Here is a 16,889-nt window from a genome sequence, read left to right on the forward strand (position 1 = left end):
CCCTCCGCCGCGGACGGCGACACTCGAAAGGTAGCTTCCCATGCGGTCACTCGACGTCGCGCGCACCACCTGCGAGCGGTACCACCCGGGCCTGTGCGCGGCCCTGGCCACGACCCCGCTGGCCGTCCACGAATCGACCAAGAGCAACTCCATCCGGACCTACCGGGAGCACGACGGGGCCGGGCTGCTCGTACCCACCGCACACGGCGGGGCCGGGGCCGGGCCGCTCGACGCGGTCCGGGTCATCCGGGCCGTCTCCTCGTACGCCCCGTCGCTCGGGGCGGCGGTCACCATGCACCACTTCACCGCGGCGATGCTGTTCACCCTCGCCGAGTCGACCGGTCGCCTGACCCCGCAGCAGGTGGCGCTGCTGGGCCGGGTCGCCCCCGAGGGGCTGCTGATGGCCTCCGGCTGGGCGGAGGGCCGGCCCAACGCCAACATCCTCACCCCCGCCGTCACGGCCCGTCCGGCGCCGGACGGCGGCTACCTGGTCAGCGGCACCAAGAAGCCGTGCAGCCTCTCCGGCTCGATGGACCTGCTGACCGCGAGCATCGCCGTGCCGGACGCCGACGGCGGGTCCAACCTCGCGGTGCTGCTCATCCCGGCCGACTCACCCGGCATCGAGGTGACCCCGTTCTGGTCCACCTTCGTGCTGCCGGCAGCCGAGAGCGACGAGATCCGGCTGACCGACGTGCACGTCCCGGAGGAACTGGTCATCCGGACCGTGCCGGAGGATCCACAGCGCCTGGACGACCTGCAGACCGCGGGGTTCGTCTGGTTCGAGATGATGATCACCTCGGTGTACCTGGGAGCGGCGAGTGCCCTGGTCGCCCGGGTCGTGGACGGCCGGCGCGGCAGCGTGACCGACCGGGCCGCGGCCGCCATCGACCTGGAGTCGGCGATCGCCGGGGTCGAGGGGGTCGCCCGGGCGGTGGCCGACGGCGTCGACGGCGACGAGGCCGTGGCGATGGTTCTCAACGCCCGCTACGCCGCGCAGCAGGCCATCGGCCGGGCGGTCGACCTGGCGGTCGAACTCCTCGGCGGACTGGCCTTCATCACCTCCCACGACGTGGCCTACCTGGCCGCCGCGTCCCGGCCGTTGGCCTTCCACCCGCCGTCGCGCACCAGCGCGGCGCAACCGCTGCTCGACTACTACACCGGCCAGCCGCTGGTGCTGGCCTGACATCACCCGACGACGAGGAGGTGAGCAGAGATGACCATGATTGACATGGCGCCCACCGGGTTCGGCCACGACGAAGCCGAGACGCTGGCGCTCTACCGCAAGCACCTGAGCAAGGGCCGCGCCACCCTGGCCGAACTGTTCGGCAGCCACATGGAGGTGGAGTCCAGCGGGGCCTGGCTGCACACCAGCGACGGGGAACGGTTCCTCAACTGCGGCGGGTACGGGGTGTTCATCATGGGCGCCCGGCATCCGACGGTGCTGGCAGCCGTCGCCGAACAGTTGCACCGGCATCCCATCGCCACCCGCATCCTGTTGGAACCGACGGTGGCCCGGGCGGCCGAGGCGATCACGTCGGTGGCACCGGCCGGGTTGGACCGGGTGCACTTCGCGCTCTCCGGGGCCGAGGCGGTGGAGACCGGCCTGAAGTTGGCCCGCGCCCACGGCAAACGCCGGATCGTCTCCACCCACCAGGGTTACCACGGCAAGACCTTCGGGGCGCTCTCCGCCAGCGGCAAGGAGGTCTACCGGAGTCCGTTCGAGCCGCTGCTGCCCGACGTGACCCGGATCCCGTACGGCGACGCCGACGCCCTGGAGCAGGTCCTCGCGGCCCACCCCGGACAGTGCTGCTTCATCGTCGAGCCGGTGCAGGGCGAGGGTGGCGTGATCATTCCGCCGCCGGACTACCTGCGCCAGGTCGCCGTGTTGTGCCAGCGCTACGACGCCTTCTTCGTCCTCGACGAGGTGCAGACCGGGATGGGGCGGCTCGGTCACTGGTGGGGTGCGGACCTGGCCGGAGTGGTGCCGGACGTGCTGTTGATCGGCAAGGCGCTCGGCGGCGGGGTGCTCCCGGTCTCCGCGGCGCTGGCCGGCCGCCGCGTCTTCGCGCCCTTCGACAAGGATCCCTACCTGCACACCGGCACCTTCTCCGGCGCGCCGGTGCTGATGGCCGCGGTGCAGGGAGCGGTGCAGGCCATCACGGAGGAGCGGCTGGTCACCCGGGCGATGGACCTCGGGACCCGACTGCTGCCCGAGATCGAGCGCATCGTGCTGAGGAACATCCCGGACCTGGTGGTGGAGGTACGCGGCGAGGGGCTGCTGATCGGCGTCGAACTGATCGAGGGTGGCCTCGCCGGTGAGCTGCTGATCGAACTCTTCAACCACGGGGTGGTCGGCAACCACTCGATGAACGGCAGCTCGGTCGTCCGGTTCACGCCCCCGGCGATCCTGACCGACTCCGACGTCAACTTCCTGCTCGAATCGATCGACGCCGCCACCCGTGACCTGGTGGACAAACGCGCCCGGATGCCGGAAGGCAGGTACTGACATGCGCCGTGTGGAACTGCGGGCCACCATCGGAGCCAGCACCCCCGAGGTGGTCTTCGACAACATCATCCGGTTCGACCGGTACGCCGACCTCGCACCCCACGTGCAGTCGGCCACCGTGCACCGCACCCTGCCCGAGCCGACCGGCCTGTCGAGCTGGGAGCTGCACTTCCGCAGTGGTCTGCTGCGCTGGCAGGAGCAGGAGCGTTTCCTGCGCGACGACCTTCGGATCGAGTTCGAACAGACCGACGGCGACTTCGACAGCTTCACCGGGCGCTGGCAGTTGAGCGCCGAAGCCGACGGGTGCCACCTGCATTTCGTCGCCGACTTCGACTTCGGCATCCCCAGCCTGGAGGGGATTCTCGACCCGATCGCCGAGCGGGTGATCAGGGAGACGGTGGCCTGGGTGGTGGTCGGCCTCTTCACGGACGTCACGCTCGCCGACGGCGTCACCCTGAACAGCCCCACACCCGTGTCCGCCCCGTCCGCCTGAGCCTGCGAGGACCTGCCATGGACCAGAAGAACCCCTTCGAGACACCGACGACCTTCCGTCTGCACCGGGCCGAGTACCTCGTCGGATTCGCGGTCAGCACCGTCCTGATCGTCATGCACTGGAGCGACATCCGGTGGTGGCCGGCGGTGGCACTCTTCCTCTACATCGACCTGATCGGCTACATCCCCGGGGCGATCGCCTTCCACCGCAGCAAGACGAAACAGATCTCCAAGGTCTACTACGTCCTCTACAACATCATGCACAGCCTGGTGACCCAGGCGGTCGTGGTCGGCCTCTGGATGTGGCTGATCGGCCCGGAGTGGGCACTGCTGATGATCCCCTTCCACCTCTTCGGTGACCGCGCCCTGTTCGGCAACTTCCTCAAGCCCTTCGCGCTGCCGTTCGAACCGGTCGCCCACCCGATGTACCAGCAGCTGCTCAGCGCGATCGGCTGGACGGGCCGGACTCGGCAGTCGACCCCGCCGGAGGTGGTCGCGGTCCCGTCCGGAGCCGCCCGATGAGCATCCCCCAGGCCATCACGGGCGCCCCGGCCAGATCCGGGGAACCGCGTCCGGACGGACCGGTGGCGGTCCCCCCGGCCGACCTGCGGGTCGTCGATCCCGCCACCGACCCCGCCGCCGCCCACCGGGCGGCGGTCCGGCTGATCGCCTCGGGGGTCGCGGTGCTCACCCTGACCGTCGGCGGCGAGATGCACGGCGTCACGGTCAGCTCGTTGACCGCGGTCAGCCGGGACCCGCTGCTGGTGGGTATCTGTCTCAACCACCGCTCGGCCTTCCTCGGGCTGGTCAAGTCCCGCCGCCTCTTCGCGGTGAGCGTGTTGGACGCGACCCAGGCCGACGCCGCCCGGTGGTTCGCCGACCCCCGCCGGCCCCGGGGCCGTGCCCAGTTCGACCAGATCGACTGGGAGGGTGACCGGACCAGCGGTGCCCCGCTGATCGGCGGGGCGATGGCCTGGATGAGCTGCCGGCTGGTCACCGGCGTCGACGCCGGTGACCACGAACTCCTCCTCGCCGAGGTGCTCCAGGGCAGCGCCCGGGAGGGCCGTCCGCTGCTCAGCTTCCAGGGCGGACTGCACCGGGTGTTGACCACCAGCCCCACCCCACGGGGACCCGCACCGGCGGGCCGCTCCGCCCCGCCCGACTGATCGACCGCCAGTACCCCCCCCCGACAGGTCGCGCAACCCGACAGCCAGAAGGAGAACGTCGATGACCGGCACCGTTCCGCGCGAGGCGGACTGGGACCAGGCGCCTACCCTGCTCGACGGCGCGATGAACCTCAACCTGACCGCGCAGCAGTGCCACCTCGGTTACTGGTTCGCCGCGGTGGCGCAGGGCACCCTGCGTGGCCGGGCCGAGACCGGCCACGCGCCGCAGGCCGTCACGCCGGAGCACATGCGCCGACCCGGGCCGCTGCGCGACGCCCTGATGATGGAGCTGGGTTACCGCTCCGTCGCCGAGGAGAAGGCGACCCGCATCCTGGCGCACTACGTCGCCCAGGCCCCCGACATCCCCGAGCTGGAGTTCTACACCACCCAACTCGTCGACGAGGCCCGGCACTCGATGGTCTTCCGCAACCACCTGGTGGAGCTGGGGGTGCCGCAGGACGAACTGACCAAGACCATCGCCGAGATGTCGCACGACTACACCCGGGAGATCCTCGAACCGGTGGAGGAGTTCGCCGTCCGGACCGTCCGGGACGAGGGCGACTTCATCGGCGGGGTCGCCATCTTCACCATCGTCATCGAGGGCGTCCTGGCTCCCGCCGCCGAGCTCAGCGAACGCAAGTGGCAGGTCCTCGACCCGGCGGCGAGCGAGATCGCCCGGGGAGCGTCGATCGACGAGATCCGTCACCTCAGCGTGGGCAGCTCGATCCTCAAGGACCACCTGGCCCGGCACCCGGAGTACCGGCCCCGGCTGCTGGAGATCCTGCGTCTCGGCCGACAGTTGTGGGAGCAGCTTCCCGAGGAGGCGTACATCATGCGGCGGGAGGAGCTGTTCCAGGAGGGCCTGGCCCAGCACGCGGACCTGGTCGGCGACTACGAGGTCTGGCCGGGACGCCGGCTGCTGGACACCACCGGAGCCGAGCGGTACGCCACCGCCGAGAAGTGGACCGACGAGATGGCGGTGGTCCGCCTGCGCTACATGGGGGTGCCCGAGGCGCTCCCCGTCCTGGGGCTGGCCGGATGACCGGCCGGCCGCGAACCGACCGGGCCGCGGTGATCACCGGGCTGGGCGGTTGGTTGCCGCCCCGGGTGGTCACCAACGACGACCTGGCCGCCCACCTGGACACCTCCGACGAGTGGATCCGCAGCCGGACCGGGATCGCCCGCCGGCACGTGGTCGACCCGGGCACCGGCACCGCGACGCTTGCCGTCGAGGCGGGCGCGGCGGCGCTGAAGTCCGCCGGGGGTGGCGACGTCGACTCGGTCATCGTGGCGACCACCACCCCGGACCGGCCGTGCCCGGCCACGGCACCGCAGGTCGCGGCGCGACTGGGCCTGGGTGCGGTGGCGGCGCACGACGTGTCGGCGGTCTGCACCGGTTTCGTCTACGGGCTGGCCACGGCGGTCGGTCAGATCGCCGCCGGGATCGCCGACCGGGTACTGGTCATCGGGGCGGAGGCGTTCTCCACGATCGTCAACCCGCGGGACCGGCACACCGCAGTGATCTTCGCCGACGGGGCGGGCGCCGTGGTGGTCCGCGCCGGCGCGCCGGACGAGCCCGGTGCCGTCGGTCCGTGTGTGCTCGGCAGCGACGGCGACCTCGCCGACCTGATCACCGTCCCGGCCGGTGGGTCGGCGCAGCGCTCCACCGGGCGACCGGCACCGCCGGAGGACCACTACTTCCAGATGCGCGGCCGGGACGTCTACCGGCACGCGGTGGAACGGACCACGGCCGCGGCCCAGACCGCCCTGGATCGGGCCGGCTGGCGGGCGGCCGACGTCGACCGGCTCATGCCGCACCAGGCCAACGCCCGGATCTGCGCCGCGGTGGCCGAGCGGCTGGGGATCGGCCCGGACCGGCAGGCGTCCAACATCGAGCGGGTCGGCAACACGGCGGCGGCGTCCATCCCGCTGCTGATGGTCGATGCCGCCGCGGAGGGCTCCCTCGCCCCCGGCGACCGGGTCCTGCTCGCGGCCTTCGGCGGCGGAGCGACCTGGGGCGCCACCACCCTCACCTGGCCCGTGCTGCCCGCCGTCTGAGGCGACGGCCGGGTCCGCGCACACCAGTCAGCATCCCTCGCCGGGTGACCGGCGCGGCAACCGGAGGTGTCAACCATGTACGAGCAGCTGAAGGCGATCATGGTCAGCAAGTTCCAGCTCGATCCGGCCGAGGTCGTCCCGGGGGTGACCCTCAAGGATCTCGAACTGGACTCCCTGGACATGGTGGAACTCAGCCTCGTGGTGGAGAAGGAGCTGGGCGTCTCCGTCTCCGACGACGAGCTGATCGAGGCGGCCGACGTCGCCGCCGTCGTCGCACTCATCGAGGCGCGACGGGTGCGGGTCTGATGCGGTCGGCGGAGATCGTGGTCACCGGCCTCGGTCTGGTGACCCCGGCCGGGATCGGGGTCGACGCCACCTGGGACCGGGTCTGCGCCGGGACGCCGACCGCCGCCCCCGACGCGGCACTGGCCGGGGGCCCGGTGGACTTCTCCTGCCGGGTGCCGGACTCGCCCGCCGCGCCCCTGCTGCCGCCGCGCCGGGCCCGGCGGATGGACCGCTTCGTGCAGTTCGCGGTCGTGGCCGCGCACGAGGCGGTCGCCGACGCCGGGCTCGACCCGAGCCGGTGGGACGGCGCCCGGGTGGGGATCGTGCTGGGCTGCGCCGACGGCGGGCCGGCCACGGTGGAACAGCAGCACCGGGTGCTGCTGGCCGAGGGCCCCGGTCAGGTGTCGTCGCTGCTGCTGCCGATGCAACTGCCGAACATGGTCGCCGGCCAGCTTGCCATCGAGCTGGGCGCGACCGGGCCGAACCTCGTCGTGGCGACCGCCTGTGCCTCCGGTGCCACCGCGATCGGTCTGGCCCGGGACCTGCTCCTGCTGGACCGGTGCGACATCGTCCTCACCGGTGGCACCGAAGCCATGATCACTCCGCTGGTGATGGCCGGATTCGCGCAGATGGGGGCGTTGTCGCGGCGGCGCGAGGACCCGGCGGCCGCGGCCCGCCCGTTCGACGTGGCCCGGGACGGCTTCGTGGCCGGTGAGGGAGCCGGCGTGCTGGTCCTGGAGCGCCGGCCCGACGCCGTGGCGCGCCGGGTGCGGGTCCGGGCCCGGATCGCCGGGGCCGGCAGCAGCGCGGACGCCCACCACGTCACCGCCCCCGACCCGCAGGGCCGGGGCGCGGAGGCGGCCATCCGGGCGGCGCTCGTGCAGGCCGGCGTGACCGGGGCCGAGGTGGACCACGTCAACGCACACGGCACCGGAACCCCGCTCAACGACCTCGTCGAGTCCCAGGTGGTGCACCGGGTGATCGGCCGGCACACCCTGGTCACCTCGACCAAGGCCGTCACCGGTCACCTCTTCGGCGCGGCCGGTGCGGTCGAGACCGCCCTGGCGGTGCTCACCGTCGAGCAGGGCATGGTTCCCCCGACCGCCAACCTGGACGACCCCGACCCCCGGATCGAGGTGGAGGTGGCGCAGAAGCCCACCCCCCGGCGGGTCGACCTGGCCGTGAGTACCTCGCTGGGCTTCGGTGGGCAGAACGCCGCGGTGCTGGTGGGCCGGGCGTGACGTCGTCGGCACCCACCGGCGCGGCCCGACCCGTCAGCGGGTGGTCAGGGAGGGATCAGCACCAGGGCGCAGTCTTTTCCGTGCAGACACGTTTCCGCGAAGGAGGCCGATCAATGCAGGCCAAAGAGGCGTCGACCGGGACCGCCACGACGGCGCCACGCAGCGGACTGGTCGGCGTGGACCCGGCCAGGGCTTCCGCCAAGGAGGTGGGCAACCACTTCGCCGCCCTCGCCCGGCAGGTGCGTGCGGCCGGGCTGCTGGAGCTCTCCCCGGCGCGTTACTACGGCCGGCTGGCCTTCAACGCCGCGCTCTTCCTCGCCGGGCTGGTCGCGTTCTTCCTGATCGGCGACTCGTGGTGGCAGTTGGCCGTCGCCGCCTGGATGGGGATCAGCTCGGCGCAGAGCGCCTTCATGTGGCACGACGCCGGGCACAAGGCCATGTTCCGTGGGCGGTGGGCCACGGTCATGGGCATGGTGCATGCCAACCTGCTCAACGGCGTCAGCTTCGGCTGGTGGGTCAACCACCACAACCGGCACCACAGCTTCCCGAACAACCTCGACCTCGACCCCGACATCGGTCGCCGGACGGCGATCTTCGACATGGGCCAGTACCCGAGTCGCAACCGATGGGGCCGGTTCGTGGTCCGCCACCAACGGACGCTCTTCTTCGTGCTGCTGGTGCTGGAGGGCTACAAGATGCGGCGGACCTCCCTGGTCGCGCTCTTCCGTAGCAACCTGCGCCAGCCGGTCCTGGAGGGGTTGATCATCGTGGCCAACATGGCGATCTACCTGACCGCCGTCTTCCTGGTGCTCTCGCCGCTCAAGGCGATCGCGTTCCTCGCGGTGCAGCACGCCGTGCTCGGTGTCTACTTCGGACTCATCTTCGCCCCCAACCACAAGGGCATGGAGGTCCGCTCCGGTGAGGAGTCGCTGGACTGGCTGGAGCGTCAGGTGCTGACCTCGCGCAACATCCGACCCTCCGGCCTCGTCGACTGGCTCTACGGAGGGCTGAACTACCAGGTGGAACACCATCTCTTCCCCACCATGCCCCGGATGAACCTGGGCCGGTGCCGCCCGCTGGTCCAGGAGTACTGCGCCCGCCAGGGCATCCCGTACCGGGAGGTCGGACTGGTCGAGTCGTACCGGGAGGTCGCGACCTTCCTGCACGAGGTGAGCGAGCCCGCCCGGCGCGGCGTGCCGGTGACCACCGGACCCACCGCCTCCTGACCGTGACCGCGACGCGGCCGGGGCCTCCCGGCCGCGGCCGCGCCGGTGACCGCGCCCCCGGCACGAACGAACGACGAGGTGTCCCCATGACCGAAGCCCTGCCCGATGTCGCGCACCTGCACGACCTGCCGGCCTCCGAGCGCCGGGAGGCGCTGGAGAACCTGGTCCTCGCGCAGTTCAAGACCGCCCTGCTGATGGACGACGACGAGGACCTGCCGCTGGAGAGCGGCTTCTTCGACCTCGGCCTGACCTCCCTGCGCCTGATCGAGCTGCGGCAGCGACTCGAACGGCAGCTCGGCCTCGGCATCGACGCGACGGTGCTGTTCAACCGGCCGACCATCGACCAGCTGGTCGACCACCTGGTACGGGAGTTCGACCCGACCCGGCCCGCCGAGCCCGTCGTCGCGGCCCCGGTGGAGGCCGTGTCATGACCGACGCGGCACCGCGGTCGGTCCCGACGGTGGAGGAACTGCTGGCCGAGCGGTACGAGCCGATCGCGATCGTCGGCGTCGGACTGCGCTTCCCCGGTGGCTGCAACTCGGTGGAGGACTTCGACGTCTTCCTGCGCGAGGGCCGCTCGGGCATCGTCGACCTGCCCGGGGACCGCTGGGACGTGGCCGCCTTCACCCCGCGTGAGCCGGGCGAACGCGGCAAGATCCAGACCACCGGCGGGGGGTTCCTGGACCGGATCGACCAGTTCGACGCCGGCTTCTTCAACATCTCCCCGAAGGAGGCGCAGTACATCGACCCGCAGCAGCGGATGCTGCTGGAGACCGCGTGGCAGGCGTTGGAACACGCCAACATCGACCCGGCTCCGCTGCGCCGGGGCAACGGCGGCGTGTACGTCGGCGCCAGCTCCATCGACTACGCCCTGGAGATCAGCGAACTGCCCTACGCCGATCTCGACGGACACCTCGCCTCCGGCATCACCATGTTCCCGCTCTCCGGCCGGCTGTCGTACTTCCTGGGCTGGCGGGGGCCGAGCGTGAGCGTCGACACCGCCTGCTCCTCCTCGCTGACCGCGCTGCACCTGGCGGTGCAGGCACTGCGCGCGGGGGAGTGCGACCTCGCGCTCTGCGGTGGCGTGAACGCGCTGCACCACCCGAGGATCCCGGTGATCTTCTCGCACGGGCAGATGCTCGCCCCCGACGGGCTGTGCAAGACCTTCGACGAGTCCGCCGACGGCTACGTCCGGGCCGAGGGCTGCGGCGTGGTGGTACTCAAGCGCCTCTCCCGCGCCCACGCCGACGGTGACCGGGTGCTGGCGGTGATCCGTGGCACGGCGGTCGGCCAGGACGGCGACAGCGCCGGACTCACCGTGCCCAACGGCGCCGCCCAGGAGGTGGTCATCCGCAACGCGCTGGCCGCCGCCCGGCTCACCCCGGCCGACATCCAGTACGTCGAGGCGCACGGCACCGGCACCCCGCTGGGCGACCCGATCGAGCTGGGCGCGATCAACGACGTCTTCGCCGAGTCGCACCGCGACGGCAACCCCCTGCTGGTCGGCTCGGTCAAGACCAACCTCGGGCACATGGAACCCGCCTCCGGCATCGTCGGACTGATCAAGACGATGCTCCAACTCCGCTCGGCGACCATCTACCCGCACCTGAACCTGCGCACCCCGTCCCGGCGCATCCCCTGGGCCAGCTACCCCGTCGAGGTGCCCACCGAGTGTCGCCCGTGGCCGGCGTCGACCCGCCGGGCCGTGGTGAACAGCTTCGGTTTCGCCGGCACCATCGCCGCCGTGGTGCTGGAGCAGGCCCCGCCGGAGCCGGCGCCCGCGTCGACCGGCCCGGACCTCCGGCCGGCCGGGCACGTCTTCACCCTCTCCGCCAAGGGCGCGGTCGCGCTGCGGGCGCAGGCCGAGGCGTACCGGCAGCACCTGGCCGAACGGGCCGACGTCGACCTGGACCGGCTCTGCTACACCGGCAACGTCGGCCGGACCCACCACAGCCACCGCCGCGCCGGGATCGTCGCCGACCCCGGGCAGCTCGACGCGCTGCTGGCGGCGATCGCCGCCGACGAGGACCCGCCCGCGCCCGCCGGCATCCGCAAGGTCGCGTTCATGTTCAGCGGCCAGGGCTCCCAGTACGCGGGCATGGGCGCCGACCTCTACCACCGTTTCCCGGTCTTCCGGCGGTGTGTCGACGAGTGCGACGACCTCTTCGCCGCCCCCCTGGGCCGCTCGGTGCGGGCCCTGCTCCTCGGCGACCTCACCGACCCCACCGAGATCGACCAGACCTGGCTCACCCAGCCGGCCCTGTTCACCCTCGAACTGGCCCTGGCGCGGCTCTGGACCTCGTGGGGGATCCGCCCCAACGTGCTGCTCGGGCACAGCATCGGCGAGGTGGTCGCCGCCACCGTGGCGGGCCTGTTCACCGTCGAGGACGCGGTGACCCTGGTCAGCGCGCGCGGACGACTCATGCAGTCGGTCACCGCCCCGGGCGGCATGGCCGCGGTGCACGCCGACGTCGAACAGGTGGAGCCGATGCTGGCCAGCCGGGTGCAGCTGGCCGTGGCGGCGGTCAACAGCCCGGGGCAGTGCGTGGTCTCCGGGGCGTCGGCGGAGCTGGACAGCTTCCTGGCCGACCTGCGCGGGCAGGGGATCCGGGTCGACCGGCTCACCGTCTCGCACGCCTTCCACTCCCCGTTGATGGCCGAGGTCTTCGACGAGTTCCGGGCCGCGTTGGCCGGGATCACCTTCCACGAGCCGACCGTCACGCTGGTCTCCAACCTCACCGGCGCGGTCGCCCGGTACGCCGAGGTCGCCGACCCGGAGTACTGGGTACGGCACATCGGCGAGCCGGTGCGTTTCCTGGCCGGGGTGCGGGCGATCGCCAGGCGTGGCCGGCACGCGATCATCGAGCTCGGGCCGTCCGGCACGTTGACCGCGCAGGCCCGCCAGTGTGTGCCGGCCGACTCGCAGCGGTGGTTCGTCAGCCTCAGCCGGCGTGAGCGTACCGCCGAGGTGACCCTGCGCTCGCTCGCCGACCTCTACACCGCCGGGCTGCCGGTCTCCTGGACCGGCGTGCACCAGGACCGGCCGAAGCACACAGTGGACCTGCCCACCTACCGCTTCCAGCGTCGGCGGTACTGGCTACCGGCGGCCAGCGGGCAGGCCGAGGCGGCCACCGCGACCGCTCCCGGCGAGCACCCGCTGCTCGGCCGGGAGGTCCCCGGCGCGCAGCCCCGCGAGTTCACCGCCCGGTACCGGGCCACCGGCCCCGCCCCCCTCGGCGACCACGTCGTCGACGGCACGGTCGTGGTGCCGCTGTCGGCGGTGGTCGAACTGCTCCTCGCCGTCCAGGACGAGGTCTTCGGCCAGCACGGTGGCGCCCTGCGTGAGGTGACGCTGCACGCGCCGCTGACGCTCACCGACGAGCCCACCGTGGTCCGTACCCGGTTGACCCCCCGGGGCGACGACGCGGTGGAGGTGCGGGTGTCCAGTGGCGGCGGCGCCGACGAGACCCTGCACGCCAGCGCGGTCGTGACCGAGTCGGCGGAACCGGCCGGCCCCGCCGGCGACCCGGGTACCCCCGACGGGGTGGTCGACGACGAGCGCGACGGTGACACCGGCTACCTCGACCTGGCCTCGGTCGGCCGGACACCGGGGCCCCGACTGCGGCTGCTGACCCGGGCGGTACGGCACGGCGAGGTGATCACCGGTGCGCTTACCAACCGGCAGGCGCTGCCCGGCGAGCACCTACCGGTCGACGTGCTGGAGTGCGCGTTGCAGGCGATCTCCGTACTGCACCCGGCCGGCCCCGGACAGCTGCCGACGGCGGCCGGATCGGTCCGGCTCTTCCGGCGGCCCCGGGGCGAGCGGGTGCTGGTCAGGGCCCGGCTGCGGCCCCCGACCGACACGGATCCGACGGGGCAGGCCGACGTGCTGCTCCTGGACGGGGACCGACCGGTCGCCGAGTTGCTCGGGGTGCGGTTGGCCGCCACCGACCCGGCCCGGCCGCGCAGCTTCACCCATCGGGTCGACTGGCTGCGGGAGAGCCGTATCGCCGTCGCGGGTCCGGCCCGCCACGTCGTGCTGGCCCACGCCGATCCGGACACCCGGGCCGCGTTGACCGGCCTCGACCCCGCCGCCGGGATCACCGTGACGCCGGTGCCGGGACCGGACGAGCTGGCCGCCGCGCTTGGCGATCCGACCGTCACCGACGTGGCCTGGTTCTGGCGGGGCGGGGCAGGCCCGATGTCGGCCGGGCGGCTCACCGCCGAGTCCGAGGAGAACTACCGGGACCTGCTGCGCACGGTGGCCGCCGTCGACCGTGCCGGCGCCGAACGGCCGCCGCGGATCTGGCTGGTCACTCAGGGGGCGCAGACCCTGCCCGGCGATGCGTCCGGGACCGGCGGGACCCTCTGCGCCGCGTCCGTCTGGGGCTTCGGCCCGGTGCTGCTCACCGAGTACCCGCAGTACCGGGCGACCATGGTGGACCTGGGCGGGCCGGCGGATCTCGCCGCGCTCGTCGACGAGTGGCGGGCCAGCCGTCCGGACGAGGTGCAGCTCGCCTTCCGCGCCGGCCGGAGGTACGCGCGACGGCTGCTGCCCGGTGAGCACACCCCGCCGTGGCCGGGCGGGTTCACCGTAGGGACCCGTGACGACGGTCAGGTGGAGTTGGCGCCCGCCCCGGTGACCCCGCCCGCAGCCGGTGAGCTGCGGGTCCGGCTGGACCGGGTCGCACCGCTGCCCGACGGGCGGGTGGTCGGCGTGGGCACCGTGCGGCAGGTCGGTGCCGAGGGCGGGTTCACCCCCGGCGGCACGGTCGTGGTCGCGTACCGGGGTGCGGTGGCCCGGTCGGTGACCCTGCCGGTGGCCGGCGCGCTGGCGCTGCCCGACCCGGCCCGGTCGACCGCCGCGGTGGCGGTGGCCGCCGCGGCACTGGCCGACGGCACCGACCTGGCAGCCCTGCCGGACGCGGCCCGGATGGCCATCGCGCTGGCCGACTGCACCGGCCTGCCGGAGATCACCCAGTACCCGCTCGACGAGGCCGCCGAGGCGTTGCGGGTGGCCGGGCGGGAACCGCAGCCGGGCCGGGTGCTGCTGCGCCTGGAACCCGGACCGACCGACGCGGCTCCGTCGACCGACGGCGGGGCGGGCGCGCGGATCCGGCCGGACCGGACGTACGTGGTCACCGGTGGTCTCGGTGGGCTCGGCCTGGTCACCGCTCGGAAGCTGGTCGACCTCGGTGCGCGGCATCTGACCCTGGTCAGCCGCTCCGGCCGGGCCACGCCGGAGGCCGCCGCGGTCCTCACCGAGCTGCGCAAGCGGGCCGAGGTGCTGTTGGTCGCGGCCGATGTCGGTCGCCCCGGCGACGTGGACCGGCTGACCGACCAGCTGCGGGCGCTCGACCGGCCGGTCGGCGGGTTCGTGCACGCGGCCGGCGCGATCGGCAAGGAGTTGATCGCCAAGCTCGACTGGCCGGCGGTCGACGAGCAGTTCGGACCCAAGGTGTACGGCGGCTGGCTGCTGCACGAGGCGAGCCGTCGGTTCCCGGAGCACGAGTTCTTCGTGGTCTACTCCTCGGTCGCGGCGATCGTCGGTGGTGCGACCCAGGCCCACTACGCGGCGGCCAGCGCGTTCCTCGACGCCCTGGCCGTCTGGCGGGCGGCACAGGGGCTGCCCGCGTTGAGCATCAACTGGGGTGCCTGGGCGCAGGTGGGCATGTCGGCCCGCCTGGACGAGCAGTTCGTCCGGGAGATCGACCGCAGCGGCATCCGCTTCTTCTCTCCGGCACGGGCGCTGGCCACCCTGACCGAGCTGTGGCAGCGACCGGTGGCGCACCGGGTGGTCGGTGAGTACGACTGGGCGCGGATCGCCGGCGCCAACCCGTCCGGCAACGCCCTCTACTCGCGGGTGGTCGACCCGGACGCCGGTGCGGGTGAGGGCTCGGACCTGCACGGGCGGCTGCTGCGCCCGGAGGCAGACCGGGCCGCCCTGATCGGCGCGCTGGTCCGGGAGCAGGTCGCCCGGGCGTTGCACCTGGACAGCGCCGCGGACCTCGACCAGAGCGTGGAGTTCGTCGCGCTCGGGCTGGACTCGCTGATGGCGGTCGAGCTCAAGACCGGACTGGAGCGGGAACTGCGGCTGGCGTTGCCCGCCTCGCTCACCTTCGACCACCCCTCGCCGCGGCAGCTCGTGGAGTTCCTCGACCGCCGCTTCGCCGCGGAGCACGTCCGCTGACCACACACATCCGTGGAGGAGCTGTGGATCTCCCCGACGACTGGACCCTGGCCGCGACGTCGGCGGCGCACGCGCACCACCGTGGCGCACACGTGGCCATCTGGTGCCAGGACCGCGCCACCACCTACGCCGAGCTGCACCGGTGCAGCAACCGCACCGCGCACGCCCTGCGGGCGGCCGGGATCGGCCCCGGAGCCCGGGTGGCCTTCCTGGGCCGGGAATCGGAGTACTACTACTCGACCGTGCTGGCCTGCGCCAAGATCGGCGCGGTGCTGGTCCCGGTGAACTGGCGGCTGACCGCCGGCGAGGTGGACCACATCGTCCGGGACTCCACCGCGGAGCTGATCCTCGTCGAGCGGGAGTTCCGGACGGTCGTGGAACAGGTCCGCGCCGGACTGCCGGCGCTGCGCCGGGTCGTCGAGCTCGACGGCGACGACCCGGGGGACCCGGGGGCGGGGCTACGCGCCTGGCGGGCCGACGCCCCGGACACCGTCCCGGAGCACCGTTGCGGGCCGCACGACCCGGTGGTGCAGATCTACACGAGCGGGACCACCGGCCGCCCGAAGGGGGTGGTCCTCGCCCACCGCAGCTTCTTCACCCTGCCCGCCGCGTCCCGCGAAGCCGGCGTCGACTGGATCGACTGGCGGGCCGACGACGTGGCCCTGATCTCGCTGCCCGGGCTCGGCATCGCCGGCATCGGTTGGTTCATGCACACCTTCAACGCCGGCGGCACCAACGTGGTGCTGCGGATGTACCTGCCCTCCGAGGCGGTCCGGCTGATCCCGAAGCACCGGGTCACCACGACCTTCGTCGCCCCGGCGATGCTGGCGATGATGCTCCAGGAGCGCGGTGTCGGCCCGGACACCTTCGCCTCGCTGCGCAAGGTCGCCTACGGCGCGGCCCCGATCTCCACCGGGCTGCTGCAACGCTGCCTGGAGGTCTTCGGCTGTGAGTTCGCCCAGATCTACGCCAGTACCGAGACCGGCACGGTGGCGGTCTGCCTGCCGCCGACCGACCACGTGCCGGGCAGCGGGCTGCTGCGGGCGGCGGGACGGGCCTGTCCGGGCACCGAGATCAAGATCGTCGACCGGGAGGGCCGGCCGGTGCCGCCCGGCGTGATGGGGCAGGTGTGCGTCCGTACCCCGGCGCGGATGCTCGGCTACTGGAACCTGCCCGAGGCGACGGCGGCCACCCTGGTCGGCGAATGGCTGCACATGGGCGACGCCGGCCGGCTCGACGCCGACGGCTATCTCTTCCTCGGCGACCGGATCAACGACACCATCATCGTGGCCGGGCAGAACATCTACCCGGCCGAGGTGGAGAAGGAGCTGGCCGAGCATCCGGCCGTCGCCGACGTGGCCGTGGTGGGCGTGGCCCACCCGAGCTGGGGCGACGCGGTACACGCGGTCGTCGTGCCGCGCCCCGGCCGGCGGGCCACCGGCCGGGAACTGTCGGCCTTCCTGCGGGGCCGGATCGCCGACTACAAGATCCCGGTCGGGTACCACGTCGCGGACGCGCTGCCGCGCAACCCGTCCGGAAAGGTGCTGCGCCGCATCGTCCGGGAACGACTCCAACAGGAGGCCGGGGCGGCGGAACCGACCGCGGTGCCGACGCCCACACCGACCGCCGTGCCCACGCCCACCCCGACCGCCGTGCCGACGCCCACACCGGTCGCCGTATCGACGCCCACATCGGTCGCCGCGTCGGCGACGAAGGGAGACTGAC

The 16,889-nt window shown here is 72.9% G+C and carries 13 protein-coding genes; all 13 read left to right on the forward strand.

Translation table 11 applies throughout. The features are described from left to right. Positions 1 to 40 precede the first annotated feature (40 nt). The gene (locus tag GA0070617_RS13220) at positions 41 to 1,183 is read left to right on the forward strand and encodes an acyl-CoA dehydrogenase family protein (RefSeq protein ID WP_091437014.1); all 1,143 of its coding nucleotides are present in this window, start codon (positions 41 to 43) and stop codon (positions 1,181 to 1,183) included. Between the two features lie 30 nt (positions 1,184 to 1,213). Then, the gene (locus GA0070617_RS13225) at positions 1,214 to 2,506 is read left to right on the forward strand and encodes an aspartate aminotransferase family protein (protein WP_091437017.1); all 1,293 of its coding nucleotides are present in this window, start codon (positions 1,214 to 1,216) and stop codon (positions 2,504 to 2,506) included. A gap of 1 nt (position 2,507) precedes the next feature. Further along, the gene (locus GA0070617_RS13230; RefSeq protein WP_091437019.1) at positions 2,508 to 2,999 is read left to right on the forward strand and encodes a type II toxin-antitoxin system RatA family toxin; all 492 of its coding nucleotides are present in this window, start codon (positions 2,508 to 2,510) and stop codon (positions 2,997 to 2,999) included. 17 nt (positions 3,000 to 3,016) lie between these two features. Then, a complete protein-coding gene (locus tag GA0070617_RS13235; protein ID WP_091437021.1) occupies positions 3,017 to 3,520 on the forward strand; it encodes a hypothetical protein in 504 nt (167 codons plus the stop codon). 62 nt (positions 3,521 to 3,582) lie between these two features. Further along, complete coding sequence (locus GA0070617_RS13240) at positions 3,583 to 4,164, forward strand: flavin reductase family protein (protein ID WP_175440514.1); 582 nt, start codon at positions 3,583 to 3,585, stop codon at positions 4,162 to 4,164. 61 nt (positions 4,165 to 4,225) lie between these two features. Next, the gene (locus GA0070617_RS13245; protein WP_091437026.1) at positions 4,226 to 5,206 is read left to right on the forward strand and encodes a ferritin family protein; all 981 of its coding nucleotides are present in this window, start codon (positions 4,226 to 4,228) and stop codon (positions 5,204 to 5,206) included. After that, a complete protein-coding gene (locus GA0070617_RS13250; protein WP_091437029.1) occupies positions 5,203 to 6,222 on the forward strand; it encodes a beta-ketoacyl-ACP synthase III in 1,020 nt (339 codons plus the stop codon). The genes GA0070617_RS13245 and GA0070617_RS13250 overlap by 4 nt, the downstream gene beginning before the upstream one ends. A 75-nt stretch (positions 6,223 to 6,297) precedes the next feature. Then, positions 6,298 to 6,528: an acyl carrier protein gene (locus GA0070617_RS13255; protein ID WP_091437031.1), complete on the forward strand. Its 231-nt coding sequence runs from the start codon at positions 6,298 to 6,300 to the stop codon at positions 6,526 to 6,528. Continuing rightward, positions 6,528 to 7,748 carry a beta-ketoacyl-[acyl-carrier-protein] synthase family protein gene (locus GA0070617_RS13260; RefSeq protein ID WP_091437033.1) on the forward strand — a complete coding sequence of 407 codons (1,221 nt, stop codon included), beginning with the start codon at positions 6,528 to 6,530 and terminating at the stop codon, positions 7,746 to 7,748. The genes GA0070617_RS13255 and GA0070617_RS13260 overlap by 1 nt, the downstream gene beginning before the upstream one ends. 113 nt (positions 7,749 to 7,861) lie before the next feature. Beyond that, positions 7,862 to 8,974 (forward strand): fatty acid desaturase family protein, encoded by a 1,113-nt coding sequence (locus tag GA0070617_RS13265; protein ID WP_091437036.1) that lies wholly within the window; start codon positions 7,862 to 7,864, stop codon positions 8,972 to 8,974. 86 nt (positions 8,975 to 9,060) lie between these two features. Continuing rightward, a complete protein-coding gene (locus GA0070617_RS13270; RefSeq protein ID WP_091437039.1) occupies positions 9,061 to 9,405 on the forward strand; it encodes an acyl carrier protein in 345 nt (114 codons plus the stop codon). Further along, positions 9,402 to 15,164 (forward strand): type I polyketide synthase, encoded by a 5,763-nt coding sequence (locus tag GA0070617_RS13275; protein ID WP_091437041.1) that lies wholly within the window; start codon positions 9,402 to 9,404, stop codon positions 15,162 to 15,164. Before GA0070617_RS13270 ends, GA0070617_RS13275 begins: the two co-directional genes overlap by 4 nt. Before the next feature lie 23 nt (positions 15,165 to 15,187). Beyond that, positions 15,188 to 16,888, forward strand: a complete 1,701-nt coding sequence (locus tag GA0070617_RS13280) for a long-chain-fatty-acid--CoA ligase (protein WP_091437043.1) — start codon at positions 15,188 to 15,190, stop codon at positions 16,886 to 16,888. Position 16,889 lies beyond the last annotated feature (1 nt).

It is taken from the genome of Micromonospora yangpuensis (genome assembly GCF_900091615.1).
Lineage (GTDB): Bacteria > Actinomycetota > Actinomycetes > Mycobacteriales > Micromonosporaceae > Micromonospora > Micromonospora yangpuensis.

Bases quoted from the DNA above. Each gene is read 5' to 3' on its own strand.
- GA0070617_RS13220 (WP_091437014.1), top strand. From the start codon at position 41: ATGCGGTCACTCGACGTCGCGCGCACCACCTGCGAGCGGTACCACCCG.
- GA0070617_RS13225 (WP_091437017.1), top strand. From the start codon at position 1,214: ATGACCATGATTGACATGGCGCCCACCGGGTTCGGCCACGACGAAGCC.
- GA0070617_RS13230 (WP_091437019.1), top strand. From the start codon at position 2,508: ATGCGCCGTGTGGAACTGCGGGCCACCATCGGAGCCAGCACCCCCGAG.
- GA0070617_RS13235 (WP_091437021.1), top strand. From the start codon at position 3,017: ATGGACCAGAAGAACCCCTTCGAGACACCGACGACCTTCCGTCTGCAC.
- GA0070617_RS13245 (WP_091437026.1), top strand. From the start codon at position 4,226: ATGACCGGCACCGTTCCGCGCGAGGCGGACTGGGACCAGGCGCCTACC.
- GA0070617_RS13250 (WP_091437029.1), top strand. From the start codon at position 5,203: ATGACCGGCCGGCCGCGAACCGACCGGGCCGCGGTGATCACCGGGCTG.
- GA0070617_RS13255 (WP_091437031.1), top strand. From the start codon at position 6,298: ATGTACGAGCAGCTGAAGGCGATCATGGTCAGCAAGTTCCAGCTCGAT.
- GA0070617_RS13260 (WP_091437033.1), top strand. From the start codon at position 6,528: ATGCGGTCGGCGGAGATCGTGGTCACCGGCCTCGGTCTGGTGACCCCG.
- GA0070617_RS13265 (WP_091437036.1), top strand. From the start codon at position 7,862: ATGCAGGCCAAAGAGGCGTCGACCGGGACCGCCACGACGGCGCCACGC.
- GA0070617_RS13270 (WP_091437039.1), top strand. From the start codon at position 9,061: ATGACCGAAGCCCTGCCCGATGTCGCGCACCTGCACGACCTGCCGGCC.
- GA0070617_RS13275 (WP_091437041.1), top strand. From the start codon at position 9,402: ATGACCGACGCGGCACCGCGGTCGGTCCCGACGGTGGAGGAACTGCTG.